Annotated in this window: 14 protein-coding genes and 1 pseudogene; 5 read left to right on the top strand and 10 right to left on the bottom strand. The window is 63.4% G+C overall.

Going from position 1 to position 16,167, the window contains the following annotated elements:
- Positions 1-4 precede the first annotated feature (4 nt).
- Genes ACZYR5_RS10055 through cpaB form a run of 4 tightly spaced genes read right to left on the bottom strand, consistent with a single transcriptional unit; the run spans position 5 to position 4,657 of the window.
- A complete protein-coding gene (locus tag ACZYR5_RS10055; RefSeq protein WP_489089482.1) occupies positions 5-1,279 on the bottom strand; it encodes a TadA family conjugal transfer-associated ATPase in 1,275 nt (424 codons plus the stop codon).
- The gene (locus ACZYR5_RS10060) at positions 1,276-2,466 is read right to left on the bottom strand and encodes a CpaE/TadZ family protein (RefSeq protein ID WP_489089483.1); all 1,191 of its coding nucleotides are present in this window, start codon (positions 2,464-2,466) and stop codon (positions 1,276-1,278) included. The genes ACZYR5_RS10055 and ACZYR5_RS10060 overlap by 4 nt, the downstream gene beginning before the upstream one ends.
- Complete coding sequence (locus tag ACZYR5_RS10065; RefSeq protein ID WP_489089536.1) at positions 2,463-3,665, bottom strand: type II and III secretion system protein family protein; 1,203 nt, start codon at positions 3,663-3,665, stop codon at positions 2,463-2,465. Before ACZYR5_RS10065 ends, ACZYR5_RS10060 begins: the two co-directional genes overlap by 4 nt.
- A gap of 35 nt (positions 3,666-3,700) precedes the next feature.
- Positions 3,701-4,657: a Flp pilus assembly protein CpaB gene (cpaB, locus tag ACZYR5_RS10070; protein WP_489089484.1), complete on the bottom strand. Its 957-nt coding sequence runs from the start codon at positions 4,655-4,657 to the stop codon at positions 3,701-3,703.
- Positions 4,658-4,980: 323 nt separating this feature from the next.
- Here cpaB and ACZYR5_RS10075 point away from each other — a divergent pair, with 323 nt between their 5' ends.
- From ACZYR5_RS10075 to ACZYR5_RS10085, 3 genes are read left to right on the top strand one after another with little or no spacing between them, the layout of a single operon-like run.
- The gene (locus ACZYR5_RS10075) at positions 4,981-5,181 is read left to right on the top strand and encodes a Flp family type IVb pilin (protein ID WP_489089485.1); all 201 of its coding nucleotides are present in this window, start codon (positions 4,981-4,983) and stop codon (positions 5,179-5,181) included.
- A gap of 49 nt (positions 5,182-5,230) precedes the next feature.
- Positions 5,231-5,644, top strand: coding sequence for a response regulator (locus tag ACZYR5_RS10080; protein ID WP_489089486.1), 414 nt, complete (start codon positions 5,231-5,233; stop codon positions 5,642-5,644).
- Between the two features lie 38 nt (positions 5,645-5,682).
- Entirely contained in the window at positions 5,683-5,886 is a 204-nt protein-coding gene (locus ACZYR5_RS10085) for a Flp family type IVb pilin (protein ID WP_489089487.1), read from the top strand.
- A gap of 66 nt (positions 5,887-5,952) precedes the next feature.
- On the opposite strand, the gene ACZYR5_RS10090 is transcribed toward ACZYR5_RS10085, so the two are convergent.
- Entirely contained in the window at positions 5,953-7,623 is a 1,671-nt protein-coding gene (locus tag ACZYR5_RS10090) for a ShlB/FhaC/HecB family hemolysin secretion/activation protein (RefSeq protein ID WP_489089488.1), read from the bottom strand.
- A gap of 175 nt (positions 7,624-7,798) precedes the next feature.
- On the bottom strand, positions 7,799-9,319 hold the full coding sequence (locus ACZYR5_RS10095) for a collagen-like triple helix repeat-containing protein (protein ID WP_489089489.1): 1,521 nt from the start codon (positions 9,317-9,319) through the stop codon (positions 7,799-7,801).
- Between the two features lie 293 nt (positions 9,320-9,612).
- Here ACZYR5_RS10095 and ACZYR5_RS10100 point away from each other — a divergent pair, with 293 nt between their 5' ends.
- Complete coding sequence (locus ACZYR5_RS10100) at positions 9,613-10,062, top strand: DMT family transporter (protein ID WP_489089490.1); 450 nt, start codon at positions 9,613-9,615, stop codon at positions 10,060-10,062.
- Positions 10,063-10,068: 6 nt separating this feature from the next.
- Here ACZYR5_RS10100 and ACZYR5_RS10105 read toward each other — a convergent pair whose 3' ends face one another.
- Both ACZYR5_RS10105 and ACZYR5_RS10110 read right to left on the bottom strand, forming a co-directional pair.
- Positions 10,069-10,923, bottom strand: a complete 855-nt coding sequence (locus tag ACZYR5_RS10105) for a MaoC family dehydratase (protein WP_489089491.1) — start codon at positions 10,921-10,923, stop codon at positions 10,069-10,071.
- A 2-nt stretch (positions 10,924-10,925) separates the two neighbouring features.
- Positions 10,926-12,278, bottom strand: coding sequence for a 3-oxoacyl-ACP reductase (locus ACZYR5_RS10110; protein ID WP_489089492.1), 1,353 nt, complete (start codon positions 12,276-12,278; stop codon positions 10,926-10,928).
- A 118-nt stretch (positions 12,279-12,396) separates the two neighbouring features.
- On the opposite strand from ACZYR5_RS10110, the gene ACZYR5_RS10115 reads away from it, so the two are divergent.
- Positions 12,397-13,674 (top strand): acetyl-CoA C-acetyltransferase, encoded by a 1,278-nt coding sequence (locus ACZYR5_RS10115; RefSeq protein ID WP_489089493.1) that lies wholly within the window; start codon positions 12,397-12,399, stop codon positions 13,672-13,674.
- A 322-nt stretch (positions 13,675-13,996) separates the two neighbouring features.
- Here ACZYR5_RS10115 and ACZYR5_RS10120 read toward each other — a convergent pair whose 3' ends face one another.
- Positions 13,997-14,764 carry a methyl-accepting chemotaxis protein gene (locus ACZYR5_RS10120; RefSeq protein ID WP_489089537.1) on the bottom strand — a complete coding sequence of 256 codons (768 nt, stop codon included), beginning with the start codon at positions 14,762-14,764 and terminating at the stop codon, positions 13,997-13,999.
- Between the two features lie 90 nt (positions 14,765-14,854).
- Positions 14,855-15,943, bottom strand: a pseudogene (locus ACZYR5_RS10125) (cache domain-containing protein); the annotation flags it as partial.
- Positions 15,944-16,167 lie beyond the last annotated feature (224 nt).

Below are 16,167 nucleotides of genomic sequence, written 5' to 3' on the forward strand. Positions count from 1 at the left end.
CTCCTCAGGTCAGTTGTGGGTGGACGCTGCGCCGCAGCTTGTCGCCCGCCGGATTGACCGCTTCGCGCAGAAAGCCGAAGCCGGTGCGTCGGTCGAGACGGAACAGGGTGTTGGTGACATAGACGTCGTCGCGGATGCCCACCACTTCGACCACCTCGCTGACGCAACGGCGGCCATCGGGCATGCGGGTGAGCTGGATCACCACATCCAGCGCGGCGCAGATCATCTGCCGCAGGGTGCGCTCGGCAATCTGCCGTCCGGTCAGGCCCACCAGGGTCTCCAGGCGCAGTAAGGCATCCTGGGCATTGTTGGCGTGCACGGTGCTCATCGAACCGTCGTGACCGGTGTTCATCGCGGTCAGCACGTCGAGTACTTCGACGCCGCGAATTTCGCCGAGGATGATCCGGTCCGGGCGCATCCGCAGGGCGTTGCGGATCAGGTCGCTGGCCTTGACCTCGCCATGGCCCTCGGCATTCGGCGGACGGGTTTCCAGGCGCACCACATGCGGGTGATTCAATTGCAGTTCGGCGATGTCTTCGATCGTCACCAGGCGTTCGTGGGGGTTGATCAGCTGGCTGAGAATGTTCAGCAGGGTGGTCTTGCCGGTGCCGGTGCCGCCGCTGATCAGGACGTTGCAGCGGCGCCCGACGGCTTCCTGGATAAACTCCAGCATCGCCTGGTCAATGGTCTGCATCGCCACCAGGTCACTGCTCTTGAGCATGTCCTTGCGAAACTTACGAATCGACAGGCAGGGGCCGTCGAGGGCGATGGGCGGGATGATCGCGTTGACCCGGCTGCCGTCGGGCATGCGCGCATCGACCATCGGCGAAGACTCGTCCAGGCGCCTGCCCAGGGGCGCGAGGATGCGCTGCATGACCCGCTCGACGTGGTGCGCATCGATGAAGCGCAGGTCGCTCTGGTGCAGCACGCCATCGCGCTCGATGAACACCCGGTGCGGACCATTGACCAGAATCTCGGTCACCGCCGGGTCGCGCAGCAGCACTTCGAGCGGACCGAAGCCGGTCAGTTCGTCGACGATCTCCTCAGCCAGGCGCTCCATTTCATAACGGGAAATCGCCAGGTGCAGACGCGCGGTGTACTCGGCGACCTTGTCCATGACGAACTGGGTCAGGACCAATCTGGAGCCTTCCAGCAGGTTTTTTCCGGACTCTTCGATGGCGTCGATGATGTGCCGGTGCAGCACCAGTTTCAGGCTTTCATGATCGTGGTTGCCGCCCGCTTTGCGCGATTGCGCGCCGAACAGATTGTCGCCGTTCATTTGCTGCCTCGCAGGCGGTTCAGCCAATTGACCTTGGGTTTTTCCTGGCCAGCGGAACGCTTGGCCAGGCGGGTGCCGAGGGTGCGCAGGTGCTGGGTGAGGTTTTCTCGCGGCGCCAGTTCGAACAGAGTCAGCCCCTGATTCTTGGCGTTGAGCCGCACTTCCGGGCTGTAGGCCAGGGTCGCGATGATTTCCAGGCCGAAGGTCTTGCCCAGGGTGTCCGAGTCGGGGGCGACGTTGCGCAGATAGCGGTCCACCAACAGCTTGGCGTGCTCGAGTTTCATGCCTTTTTCTCGCCAGCGGTTGAGCACCGTCAGGTTGCGCCGGCAATCGAGCACGCTCTGGTCGGTGTACCAGAGCAATTTGTCGCAATGGCTGACGAAAGTGCGCACGGCCTCACTGTCGGGTTGACCGGCGAGGTTCACCACGATGTGCTGGAAATGTTGGCGCAGGGCGCTGAGCAGCATGTACAGCTCGGCGGCACTGGTACGTTCCAGTGGCTCATCGTTGTCGGCAGAGGCGAGGATGCGCAGGCCGGCTTCGGCGCTGGTGAACGCGCTGTCGATCAGGGTCGCATCGAGGCGGCGCAGATGACGCAGGGCGTCGCCGAAATGGAACGAGCTCTCCAGCCCCAGCAACGCCAGGCTGTCGCCCCGTGGCAAGCCGAGGTCGAGCAGCAGGGTTTGCTGGCCGCTCTGCTGCACCACCAGTGCCAGGTGGCTCGACAGCAGCGCGCCATCGGCACTGCTTTGCGCGCCATAGAGCACGGTCAGGCCGCCCAGTTGGGTATTGGGTGCGACGGCGGGCAAGCGTTTGCTCAGGCGTCGAACCAGACCGGACACTTCGCTGGAGCGCGAGCCATAGGCGACAAAATCCCGCGCCCCGGCGCGCATCGCATTGAGCACCAGTTGGTTGTCCATGCCATCGCCGAGGGCGACGATCGCCAGCATCGGCTTGGCTTCCAGCGCGCCTTCGATCATCGCGCACTGCGCGACCACATGTTCTCGGTCGAGGCCGACGAACACCAGGCTGGCGAAGGTCACGTCGACCAGCGCCAGCAGTTCGTCGAGGTCACTGGTGCCCGTGCCCACCACCTGGCCCAGCGGCGCCAGTGCCCCTTGCAACCACTCCAGATCAGTGTTGTTGCGCGTGATGGCGAGAAAGGTCTGGCTCAGGTTCTGGCTCATCGCGACAGTCCACTGCGTTTGTCGAAGTCACCGTTCTCGAGGAAAAACATGCGATAGAAGTTCGGGTCGTAGGTGCGCAGTTTTTCCCCCGGCAGCGACGGCAACTGGGCATCGGCGGCCAGCGGTTGGACCAGGTGCGGGGTGACGATCATCAGCAACTCGCGCTCTTCGCGGTTGATCGTCGAGTCACGAAAGAACGCGCCGAGCACCGGGATGTCGCCGAGCCCGGGAAACTTGTTGACCTGCGAGCTGTTGCGACTGCTGATCAAGCCGCTGATGACGAAGCTCTCGCCATCGGCCAGGGAGATACTGGTGTCGGTGCGGCGGATGCTCAGCGCTGGCACGGTGGTACCGGCGATGACCACGGCGTTGCTGAAGTCCAGTTCGCTGACTTCCGGCGCGACTTTGAGCGAGATCCGGTTGCGGCCGACGATGGTTGGCGTCAGGGTCAGGCGAATGCCGAACTCCTTGTACTCGATCGACACGTTGTCGCTGCCAGAGCTGGGCACCGGGATCGGCACTTCACCGCCGGCCAGAAAACTTGCGCTCTGCCCGCTCAACGCCACCAGGCTGGGGCGGGCGAGGGTGTAGGCGAAACCGCTGCCTTCCAGGGCATTGATCATGACCAGGGTCTTGCCGCCAATCCAAGAGAAGTTGAACTGGTCGTTGTTCACCGGTAGCCGTGGCTGGACCACGCCGTCGATGGTCGGCAGGGTCCGCGGTGAGCCGAACAGGAAGTTGCCACGGGTGCCGAAGACCGAGGCCGAGGCTTCCTTGAGCTTGGTGCGGCTGACTTCGACGAAGCGGATGTCGGTCTGTACCTGGCTGGGCAGCAAGTCTTCTTCCGAGGGCTGAGTGCCGGTCAAGGCCACGCTGGCCTTGCCCTTGACGAACACCATGCTCTGGCGTGGCGCCGTCGCGCAGGCGGTCCAGACCATCAGGCTGGTGGCGCCCGGGGCCATGCCGGTGAGCAGGAAGCTGCTGTTGCCGCTGGTTTGCACGTCGGCGATTTTCGGGTCGCCGATGGCCAGGCGGGTAATGGCCATGGGTGACTGGATCTGTTGTTGCAGGCCTTCGCCCACTTCGAGGGTGGCGGGCAATTGGTTCAGGGCGCTGCAGGAGCTGGCGGCAGCCATCGCGATATCAATGGGCAAACTGGCGAGCAACAGGGCGCAGCTGGCACGGCCAAGCAGTGGCATGAGGCGACTGGGCATCTCTGTGGATCCTTGCGCAATCAGGGAAGTTGTTGGGTGACCTGGTTGCCGCGGATCACTTCGATTCCGCGACGAGGGGCTGAGCTCGGCAATGCGCTCACGGGGTTTTTCGGGGTGCTGGCGAAGGCCAGTTGGTTGAACTGCAGGAGTTGGCTGCTCGCGGCATCCAGGCGCGCGGGCGATTCGCTTTCACCGGCCCAGTAACGGGCCAGGCGTTGTTCCTCGCTGCTGCGCACGGCCAGGCGCAAGGTGCCCGCCTGGGATGCCAGCATCAAGCGGCTCAAGAGCTGTTCCGGTACCGCCAGGACCACCGTGCGGGCGGCGCCGCGGCGTTGTTCCTGTTTGAGTTTTTCTTCGGCGCTCAGTGCCGGGTTGGCGGGCTTGCCGTCGTTGGCCAGGCCGAGCTGGTCGCCCACACCCAGCACGCGCATGGCCGGGATGGCGATCTGGGCCGATTGCTGCAGGTTGATGTTGTCCTGGCGCAGGAACAGCAGGACGTCGACGTAATCGCCCGGCATCAACTGGCCGCCCGCACTGATGACTTCGTCCACGGCCACGGCCAGCGCCCGCTCATCCTTGCGAATCATCCGCGCCAGCGGGCCGCCGGCGTCGAAGCTGTCGTCGCTCAGCCAGGTGCCGGCACTGAGTGGCCGCCATGGCGTGCGGCCGATGGCCTGGTCGAGGTTGTCGAGGCTGCCGGCGGGGGCGATGTGGAGTTTTTCCACGGTCAGGTCGGCGGCGGTGAGGGCGGTGTAGGCGGGCACATCACGGGCCAGGACGACCACGGCCTGGCGGGTCTGGTCTTCGGCACTGGCCACGCTCTGCTCCACCACAGTCAGGGCCGTTGGCGCCACGGGGGCGACAACCGGTTCAGTGACGGTTTGCGGTTGACGGCTGAGGACCAGCCCCCAATACCCGACAATTAGCGCGGCGACCAGAAGCAGGCCAGCCAATCCCATGGTGACACGACTGTTCATGACGGCTCTCCCTATCCTGCTGCACGACTACTCGTTGAGTTTCAACGAGTAAGCTCGCGTCCAGGCAGCTATGAACATTCAACTATTTCGCTATTTGACGTTAGCGCAGCTATTTCAAAATGCCATTACCGGTCAAAAAAATAACTCACGTATTTATGGCGCGCGTTGGTTTGCTGCGTATTTCCGGCGTCAAGGGAGCGGATATCACTTTGTGATTAATCCTTTCTTACAGTTGCTGGGGTGGGATTTGTTGACAATGCTCCGGTGGCACAAAGCAATCATGCCCCTCGTGACGATGCGCTCTGGCGCAAAGGAGTAGTCATATGTTCCTTAACTTCATTCGGTCTCTCTACGTTCGCTTTCAGCTGTTCATGTCCAGGACCGAGGGCGCCTCAGCCATTGAGTACGCGTTGATCATCGCGATGGTCGCGTTGGTAGTGATCCTGTTTGTGCCGGCGTTGGGCGGAGCAGTAAAAATCACCTTCAACAAGGTCGTTACTGCGTTGGGGGGGACTCCCATATAAGGGGCGTGAGTCTGCTGTTGCCATGCTTCTTCGCTAATGGGAGTTGCCGATGAATGCATCTTCACTTCAGCGTCAACAGCTACTTCTGGTCGACGATGAAGACGACGCTTTACTTGAACTTGCGGAACTGCTGGAGGGTGAGGGCTTTTGTTGCTTCACCGCCACCTCGGTCAAGCTCGCCCTTCAGCACCTGACTCGCCACCCGGACATCGCTTTGGTTATCACCGATCTGCGCATGCCGGAAGAGAGTGGTCTGTCGCTGATCCGCCGTTTGCGCGAGCACACAGCCCGCCAATATTTACCGGTCATTGTCGTCTCAGGGCATGCCGCCGTTGAGGATGTCGATGAGTTGAAGCGGATGCAGGTACTGGATCTGTTTCGCAAGCCCATCTACCACGTTCGCTTGCTGGAGACGCTGAATACTTTGTTCCCGCATCCGATAGTTCATGCGGTTAATTACTGAAAACTGATGGGTGCCATATTCCAGGCAGGAGAGGTCCTATGTTGTTGCATTTCGCGCGGTATCTGTTCATTCGTATACAGCTGTTCATGCGTCGCAGCGAAGGCGCATCGGCCATCGAATATGCGTTGATCATCGCGATGGTTGCGCTGGTGGTCATCGCTTTTGTCACGCCGTTGGGAGATGCGGTGAAAGGCACGCTTAACCAAGTTGTCAAACAGTTGGGTGGTACCGAGGTTAAATGATGCTGCTACAGCACTGAGATCCTGCCAAACGACCCGCCATGAGCGGGTCGTTTGCCTTTCGCCCGCCTACAACTGATAACTGAAACTCACGCTATACCGCGTCCGCCGGTTGAACGTATCCAGCGCTTCATCCGACATCGCCTTGCCGGCCTCCAGCGCAACGTTGTAGTACTTGCCATCGCCAAAGCGCAGGCCCAGGGCCACGGAGGACAGGTCGCTGCCCTGGATCGGCAACGTGTTGAACCAGGTTTTCGCCCGGTCCAGTACCACATAGGGCTGCAGGATCCGCAGCCATCTGCTGTCGCGATTGAAGCTGTAGTTCACCTCATAGGCCGCGCCCCAGCCCTTGTCGCCGGAGGCCTGGTCGTCGGGATAACCACGGCCGAAATTCTGCCCGCCGAACACCGCGCGCTCGCTGTCGGGCAGGGTGTCGTCGCTCCAGTACAACGCCGCCGACAGCACCCCTTGCCAGTGCTCGAAGAAACTATTGCTCTGCACGCCCGACAAGCGCAGGCGGAAGAAGTCGAGGTCGTAGGTCGGATCGTCGCTGTGCGCGCCCAGGCCGTCGATGCCCTGGTACAGGCCGGCGCTGATGATCTGCAGTTGCCGCGCATCAGCCTTGCGCCAGTCGCCTTCGAACGCCAGGGCGCGGATATCGGTCTTGAGACTGATCTGCCGGGGATCGTCGACCACCCGATAGCGGGTCTTGTCGTCCACCGCATACAGCCGCGCCCCGGCGTTGAGTTGCTCGGTCGGCGCGGCGATCAGCGGGTGATTGAAGCCTACGGAATAGCGATCATTTTCACGGTGGGACTTGAGCTGCAGGCCGTTGTCCAGACGCAGCAGGGTGGCGGGGTCGGCGCGGTAACTCGAGCCGGACACCAGCAGTTGCGTACCTTCGGCATTGAGGAATTGGCTGTAGTCCAGGCGGTAGTACTTTTCCTCGTCGTCGCCCGGTGGAAACAGGCCGCTGAGGCTCAACTGCTCGCCCATCGCGGTCTGTGAATTGCTGCTGACACCCAGCAGCGCCTGGGTGCCTTTGCGGTTGTCGGCGGTGGTGCTCAGGCTGCTGGTCCAGGGTTTGCGACTGGCCTCGGCCACCAGGTAGGTGGCGCCATCGGTGGTGCCGGGCGGCGGCACCTGGGCTTGCAGGCTAACGCCTGGAATCCGGTTCATCAGGGTGGTGTAGCGCTCGAAGGTCTTGCGCGTCAGCGGTCGTTCGGCCCTGAGCTTGGCCACCAGTTTGTCGAGCAGCGCCCGGGAGCGGCCGATGTCGCCTTGCAGTTGGTAATCCTTGATGTAGCCCTCCACCAGCACCACGCGCACCAGGCCCTGGTCGAAGGATTGCTGCGGCAGATAGGCATAGGACAGCAGGTAGCCGTCGTCCTGATAACGACGGGTGACGCTGCGGGTCGCCTCGATCAATTCGCCGACGGTAATCGGATGGCCCACTAGCGGTTGGTAGACCTTGCCCACTTCGCTCAGGGGGTAGCGGGTGCCGCCCTCGATCTGCAGCTTGCGAATGGTCAGCGTGGTGCCCATGGTCAACGGCTGGGCGGCGCTGGCCGCGGGCTGCGGCATCTGCAAGGGCGCGGCGGCCGGGCGGTAGGCGTCGGTGGGCAGGTTGGGAACTGGCAGGTTGCGGGTGGTCTGGTTGGTGTTGAGGTAGCTGGGCAGGGAATCAGCGTGGGTGTAGCTGCAGCAGGTGAAAACCAGCAGGCAAGCAATAGCGCGCATAGGACACTCCTTGGTCGAAACGGCAGCCTCGCCAGAGGAGCTTCAGTCCATTGATCCCTCAAGCGATTGGGAGCAACAGGCCCCTTGAAGAAAAGGTGGAAAGCCTGTGGGGCTTTCCACCTGCAACCAAGCGTAGGCGCTGAAAGGGCGGCCGGCGAACCGGTCAGGTGCAGCGTTAGTGTCTGTTGCCGGTGAGTCCACCGAGCCCGCCAGTCAGGCCACCGCTGCCGGTGCCGTTGGTCAGGGTGCCGACCGCGCCCAGGGTGTTGCCGACGGCCTGGGTTACCGGGTTGGGTGCAGCGCCGGCGATGTTGGCGCCGACGCTGCTCACTGCGGCCCCGGCTTGAGCGGTGAGACCGGCGACTGGAGCACCCAGTCCGGTGGCGCTGCCAACGGTCTGGGTCACGCTGGCGACGCCACTGGTGACCGGGTTGAGCGCGGTGCCGAGGGCATTTCCGGCACCGGCCAATGGCGCGGTGGCGGCGGTGTTGGCCACGCCGGAGCCGCCCAGTACCGGGCCGACCGTGGCCACCAGCGAACCGCCCGTACCCGCGGTGACGGCCGCCGAACTGACCAGCGGATTGTTGTTGCCGGCATTCAAGCCATTGCCCAGGTTGAGCACGGCGCCGCCGACAGTTTCCAGCACGCCGCTGCCGTTTGCGCCATTGCCGGGCGTTGCCACCAGGCCGGTGGAGGTGTGCAGGGTAGTGGCGACGTTGGTCAGCGCGGTGCCGGTGGTGTCAGTCAGCGGATTGCCGTTGCCCGCCGTCTTGACCTTGCCGCCCAGATCGGCGACGCCACCGCTGACGCCATTGAGCAGGCCGCTGACCGGAGCGCTCAGCCCGGTGGCGCCGGCAACCTTGCCGGTCAGGCCTTCAGTCAGGGTCACCACCGGCACCAGCACTTTGTTGCCGGCCTGGTCACTGAGCGAGCCCAGCGGTCCCTTGCTGGTGACAGTGGTCAGGGTGTCGCCGAGCATGCTGACTTTTTCACCGACGCCGCCGAGCACGGGGTCGACTTTGGAGATCACGCCTCCCACCAAGGGAATGCTGCCGGTGGCAGTGGTCAGCTTGCCGCTGAGGTCGGTGACGCCATTGCCGACATCGGTCACCACATGGCCGGCCACTGCCGTGGTCTTGCTCACCGCCTGGGGATCGCTGCCGAGTTTGCCCAGGCCATTGCTCAGGTCGTCACCTACGCTGCCCACCACATTGCCGGTGGTGTTGGTCACGCTTTGCACGACGCCACCGACCACCGGCACCGTGGCGGCACCGTTACCAATCTGGGTCACGCCATCGCCGACGCCACTCACAGTTTTGCCGATATCGCTGATCACATTGCTGGTGGTCAGTCCTGGGGTTGTTGTACCGCCACCGTTGCCGCCGCCAGGATTCGTGCCGCCACCGTCGCCGCCCGGATTGGTTGTGCCCCCGCCGGTTCCACCGCCGGTGCCTGCGGTGCCATCACCCGCTCCGCCGCCAATGCTGCCACCCGTGCCACCGGTACCGGCCGTGCCATCGCCACTGCCAGCCGATCCGCCGGAGCCGTCACCGCCCGCCGCCCCGGCAGCGCCATCGGGGGATGAGCTGCCCGAGGTGCTGTGATGGCCGCCACCGCCACTGCTGCAACCGGCCAGGCCGAGACTGAGGACCAGGGCCAATGCCGTACTTGCCTTCAACCAAACGCGCGTGTTCATGAGGATTGTCCTTGCACCTGATACCACGATCACTGATTCGATGGCCTGCCGGTTCTGAATGCCGGCAATGCCTCGTCCGTCGCATACAGTTCTAATCCTCGTGGTGTTGTATTCCACTCTGCAGTTGGTATTAGGTCTTTCGATAAGGGAGGCCGGTGGTGCGGAAAAAAACCGCTGTAAATCAAGGCGCTGGATAAACCGCTGAGGACTTTCCCCACTTAAGTGATAAGCACAATTAAGCAGCCGGCTGCGGACGCTATACTGCGCGCCACATCTTTTCGTTGGAGAACAGCATGCCGGCACCTGTCTGGTGGTTACTTTGTCTGCCGTTGATTGCCGGGGCGTTTTTGCCGCTGCAAGCCGGTATCAATGGTCAGTTGGCCAAGCAGGTGTCCAGCGTGCTGGCCGCTGCCCTGATCTCGTTTTTTGTCGGCACCCTGGCCTTGCTGGTGCTGATGCTGATCCAGCGCGAAACGCCGAGCCTGAGCGCGCTCAAGGGCCTGACCTGGTGGCATTGGAGTGGTGGCTTGCTGGGGGCCTTCTTCATCACCACGGCAGCGTTCGCCGGGCCGCGCATTGGCGCGATGCTGTTCATGGCACTGGTGCTGGCCGGGCAACTGGGCATGGCCTTGGCCCTGGATCATTTCGGCTGGGCTGGGTTTCGCGAGGCGCCCATCAGCTCCGGCAAGATTGCCGGGCTGGTGTTGATCCTGGCGGGGGTGTTCCTGATTCGTCGCGGCTGATTCAGCTCAGGGCAGTGTCTGCCAGGTGCCGCGCATGTGTTCCAGGTCGCCATGGCCGAGCAGTTGCACCTCACCCTGGGAGCCTGCCGCGCTGCTCTGCAGAATGACTTCGCTGGGCAGGCGCACCGGTTTCTTGAACTGCACGGCGATCTCATAACCGCTGCCGGGCAGGTGCCCGCTCAAGGCCGCCATCGTCCGCGCCTTGAGCCACAGCCCATGGGCGATCGCCTTGGGAAAACCGAACAGCCGGGCACTGGCGGCGCTCAGGTGGATCGGGTTGTAGTCCCCCGAAACTCGCGCGTACTGCCGGCCAATATCGGCCGGTGCCCACCAGCGTGTCATCTCATCCAGCGCCCGTGTTGCCTCCGGCAAGCCTTCGGCGGGTTCGCCCTCGAGTTTCACGCCTTTGCACAACATCTGGCTGTCGGCCTGCCACAGCGGGCCAAGGGCATCCTCCAGGCTTGTCACCAGATCGAAAGTTGCTCCCTTGGCGTGGGGTTGCAGGTTCTGCACGTGGACGCTCACCTGCACCCGGCTGATGCCGCCGAGGGGCCGGATCAAGCGAATGCGATTTTCCAGGTGCACCAGCCCCAGCAGCGGAAAGGGGAAATTCTTGCCCGTGAGCAGTGCCATCTGCAGGCCAAAGGCGAGGACATGGGGATAAGTCGGCGGCAGCAGCGCGCTGTCGGGAAAACCGCAGACCTTGCGATAGGCCGCGACGTTCCGTGCATCGACTTCGACCCACGCGCGCAGGCCGTCATTCGGCAATTGCGTGCCGGTGATCTTGCGTCGAGTCGCCGCGCGCCAATACAAACCGGATAGCTGAGGGGGGCTGTGAAGTTGCTGCCAATCGGTGGTCATGTTCAGGCTCCCAATACACTTTGGCCGCAGACCCGCAGCGCCTGCCCGCTCACTGCACCACTGCCAGGCTGGGCCAGCCAGGCCACGGCTTCGGCGACGTCCTGCGGCAGGCCGCCCTGGCCCAGGGAGCTCATGCGCCGCCCGGCTTCACGCAGGGCGAAGGGAATGTGGGCGGTCATCTGGGTTTCGATGAAGCCCGGCGCCACGGCGTTGATGCTGATTGCGCGTGCTGCGAGCGAAGGCGCCCAGGCTTCGGCCAGGCCGATCAGCCCGGCCTTGCTCGCGGCGTAGTTGGTCTGTCCGCGGTTACCGGCGATGCCGCTGATGGAGGCGAGCAGGATCACCCGGCCGTTGTCGTGCAGGGTGCCGCTGTCGAGCAGGGCCTGGGTCAGCACTTGCGGTGCATTGAGATTGACCGCCAGCACCGCGTCCCAGAAATCCGGGGTCATGTTGGCCAGGGTTTTATCGCGGGTGATCCCGGCGTTGTGCACGACGATGTCGATGCCTTCGGGCAACTGTTCAATCAAGCGGCTGGCGGCGTCTTCGGCGCAGATATCGAGGGTGATGCTCTTGCCGCCGAGGCGTGCGGCGAGGGCTTCGAGGTCGTTTTTCGCCGGCGGTACGTCGAGCAGCACCACGTCGGCGCCATCGCGGGCCAGGGTTTCGGCGATCGCGGCGCCGATGCCGCGTGCCGCACCGGTCACCAGCGCCTTGCGCCCCGCCAGTGGCCGGGTCCAGTCTTCGACCTGGGTCGCGCAGGCGTCGAGGCGCACCACTTGTCCCGAGATGTAGGCGCTTTTCGGCGACAGGAAAAACCGCAGCGCGCCTTCCAGTTGATCTTCGGCACCGGCGCCGACATACAGCAACTGCAGGGTGCCGCCGCTGCGCAGCTCCTTGGCCAGCGAGCGGCTGAACCCTTCGAGGGCGCGCTGGGCGCTGGCGGCGAACGGGTCGCTGAGGTTTTGCGGGGCGCGGCCGAGAATCACCACATGGGCACTGTGGTCGAGGTTTTTCAGCAGCGGCTGGAAGAATTCGCGCAACTGCTTGAGCTGACCGGTGTGCAGCAGTTCGCTGGCATCGAACAGCACCGCCTTGAGCTTGGGCCCGTGGCCGGGAATCCACGCCTGGGCCACCAGCGGTTCGGGGCCGTAGCTGTAGATTTGCTCGGTGAGCTTGTGGGCGAAGGTGCCGACATTGTGCGCCAGGGCGCCGCCACCGATCAGCAGCGCGCCGTCCACCGGCCGCAGGCGCCCGGCTTGCCAACGCTCCAGGCGCACCGGCGAGGGCAGGCCAACGGCGGCGACCAGGCGCTGGCCGAGGGACGAGTTGGCGAAGTCGATATAGCGGTCAGACATGGAACGCGCTCCGGGAGTTGGGGTTCAAAGTGTGGACCACGGATTGTCATCAGTCGTTCGATCCGCGAGATAAGGCCTACGCTTGTGGGTCATGGCTGTCACAGAATAGGAGCTTTTCATGACCCAGTTGCGCCGCGTCGCGATCATTGGCGGTAATCGCATCCCTTTTGCCCGGTCGAACGGGCCGTACGCCACGGCCAGCAATCAGGCGATGCTGACGGCGGCGCTCGAAGGCCTGATCGAGCGTTACAACCTGCATGGCCTGCGCATCGGCGAAGTGGCGGCGGGGGCGGTGCTCAAGCATTCGCGGGACTTCAACCTGACCCGTGAGTGCGTGCTCGGCTCCCGGCTGTCTGCGACCACTCCCGCCTACGACATTCAGCAGGCCTGCGGCACCGGGCTGGAAGCGGCCTTGCTGGTGGCCAACAAGATTGCCCTGGGGCAGATCGAGTGCGGCATTGCCGGCGGCGTCGACACCACCTCGGACGCGCCGATCGGGGTCAACGAGGGCCTGCGCAAGATTCTGCTGCAAGCCAATCGAGCGAAAACCACCGCCGACAAGTTGAAAACCTTCCTGCAGCTGCGGCCTCGGCACCTGGTGCCGGAATTGCCGCGCAACGGTGAACCGCGCACCGGCTTGTCCATGGGCCAGCACTGCGAGCTGATGGCCCAGACCTGGAACATCCCGCGTGCCGAACAGGACCAACTGGCCCTGGAAAGTCATCAGAAAATGGCCGCTGCCTACGCCGAGGGTTGGCACAACGATCTGCTTACGCCCTTTCTCGGCCTGACCCGTGACAACAATTTGCGCCCGGACCTGACCCTGGAAAAGCTCGCGGCGTTGAAGCCGGTCTTCGAAAAGAGCGCCAAGGGCACGCTGACAGCCGGCAACTCGACGCCACTGACCGATGGCGCCTCCCTGGTGTTGCTGGGCAGCGAGGCCTGGGCGAAAGAGCGCGGGCTGCCGATCCTCGCCTACCTGCGCGATGGCGAAGCGGCGGCGGTGGATTTCGTCAACGGTGCGGAAGGCTTGTTGATGGCGCCGGTCTATGCGGTGCCGCGTTTGCTGGCGCGCAACGGCCTGAGCCTGCAGGATTTCGACTACTACGAAATTCATGAAGCCTTCGCTGCGCAGGTGCTGTGCACGCTCAAGGCCTGGGAAGATGCCGACTACTGCAAAAGCCGCCTGGGGCTCGACGCGCCGTTGGGCTCGATCGACCGCAGCCGGCTCAACGTCAAGGGCAGCTCCCTGGCCGCCGGCCACCCGTTTGCCGCGACCGGCGGACGGATCGTCGCCAACCTCGCCAAGCTGCTGGAGACGGCAGGGCAGGGCCGCGGCCTGATCTCGATCTGCGCGGCGGGCGGGCAGGGTGTGACGGCGATTATCGAACGGTGATACCCATAGGGGCGCGAATGAGGTGACCTGTAGGAGCCGGCTTGCCGGCGAAGGTGGTGTGTCTGGTGCACCGTGGTGTCTGGATCGCTGGCAAGCCAGCTCCTACAAGAGCCTGATGAAACATGTAGGAGCCGGCTTGCCGGCGAAGGTGGTGTGTCTGATGCACCGTGGTGTCTGGATCGCTGGCAAGCCAGCTCCTACAAGAGCCTGATGAAACATGCAGGAGCCAGGTTGCCGGCGAAGGTGGTGTGTCTGATGCACCGTGGTTTCCGGGTCTGGCAATCCGCAAGCGGGTGCCAGATCCCGGGGCATTGAACAGGCTTTATGTGCGGAACCGACGCACCAACCCATCCAACTCATTCGACAACCCCGCCAGGCTCTGCGAATCCAGGCGGGCCGAGTTGGCCAGTTCGGCCACCAACTGTGCATCGCCATGGATCTGGCTGATGTGCCGGTTGATGTCTTCGGCGACCTGATGCTGTTCTTCGGCGGCGGTGGCGATCTGGGTGTTCATGTCGCGGATCACGTCCACCGATTCGCGGATCTGCCCGAAGCTGTTACGCGCCTCACCAATGCGGCTCACCGATTGCTGTGAGACTTCAAGGCTGGCGTGCATCTGCTGCGTCACCTGACTGGTGCGCTTGGCCAGGTTGCCCAACAGGCCATCAATCTCTGCGGTGGAATCGGCGGTGCGCTTGGCCAGGGCTCGCACTTCGTCGGCAACCACGGCGAACCCGCGGCCCTGCTCTCCGGCCCGCGCTGCCTCAATGGCGGCGTTGAGCGCCAGCAAGTTGGTCTGCTCGGCAATCGAACGAATGGTGCCAAGGATCGACTGGATATCGTTGCTGTCACGTTCCAGTTGCTGCATCGACTGCGCCGATTGTTCGATCTCCTGGCTCAGGCGATCGACGCTGCTTACGGCTGCATCGATCTGCTGCTGACCTTCCCGTGCCTGGCGCTGGCCGCTGTCGGCCGAGTCGGCGGCCTGGCTGCAGGAACGGGCCACTTCGTTGGCGGTGGCGACCATTTCGTGGAACGCGGTCGAGACCATGTCTACTGCTTCACGCTGGCGCCCGGCGGCTTCGGCCATCTCGCCGGAGACCTGGGTGGCATTGTGGGAGTTGGCGAGGATCTTGGTCGCGGCGCCGCCGATGTGCTGGATCAGGCTGCGGATCGCCGCGAGGAACTGGTTGAACCAGTTGGCCAGTTGCGCGGTTTCGTCGCTGCCACGGATTTGCAGATTGCGGGTCAGGTCGCCTTCGCCCTGGGCGATGCCTTCCAGGCCACTGGCGACGCTGCGAATCGGGCGCACGATGAGGCTGGCGAAGCTCGCGCCGACCACGGCAAAGATCACCGCCAATACGGCGGCGATGATGGCGATCAACCAGGTCAGTTGGGTCGCCGAGCTCATTACGTCAGCCTGTTTGATCAGGCCGACGAAGGTCCAGCCCAGTTGCTCCGACGGCCAGACATTGGCCATGTAGCGCTCGCCGTTCAACTCGACTTCCACCAGGCCCTTGCCGGCCTTGGCCAGTTGCGCATAGCCGTCGCCCAGGCTGTTCAGTGGCTTGAAGTTGTGTTCCGGCTGCTTCGGATCGACCAGCACGGTGCCGTTGTTTTCCATCAGCATCAGGTAGCCGGTTTCACCGAGCTTGATCTGTTTCACCAGCTCGGTCAGTTGGGTCAGCGTCACGTCGATACTGACCACGCCGCCCTGCGCCCCAAGCTTGTTGTCGATGGTGCGCACGGTACTGACGTAGGTGGTGTTGTCATCGGTCCAGTAATAGGCTTCGGTGCGCAGTGGCTTGCCGGGCTTGGCCTGGGCGGCCTTGTACCAGGGCCGTTGGCGCGGGTCGTAGTTGGCGAGATTGGCGTCGTCGGGCCATGAGACGTAACCGCCGGCGCTGGTGCCGACGATGGCATAGGCATAAGCCGGGTGGCTCTTGCCTAGATTTTCCAGCAGGGCAAATACCTGCTTGTCCATGTCGCCCTGGGGAATGCTCGCCGCGTTGGCGCCCATATAGCTCTTGAGGCTGGCGTCGGTGTTCTTGATCAGGGGCAACGAAGCCAGGTAATTGACGTTCTGGCTGATGCCGTCGAAGAACATTTGCATGGCGTTGCTGACCTGGCGGATCTCTCGATCACTGGAGTCGACAAAGCTGGCCTTGGCATCGCTGCGCAGGTTCATGATCACCAGGGTCGCCACCAGCACCACCGGCAAGCAGGCGATAACGGCGAAGGCCCAGGTCAGTTTTTGTTTGATGTTCATCCGCGCTCCAGAATTTTTCTTATTGGCCGATTGTCAGACAAATCCATGTGTCCCTGATGACTTCGGCTGCCGACTGCGGAAATTGAGGGGTTGTGTGAAAAAACCTACAAAAAATTGGCTGTAGTACCTCGGGTTCTGTCGCAAATGCCTTCTGCTCGCAGCGGCAACAGGCGCTGAAGTCTCGGCTATGATCAGCGTCACCCGACGACTGGCCGCGAATTAAT

Source organism: Pseudomonas sp. F007 (assembly GCF_057814275.1).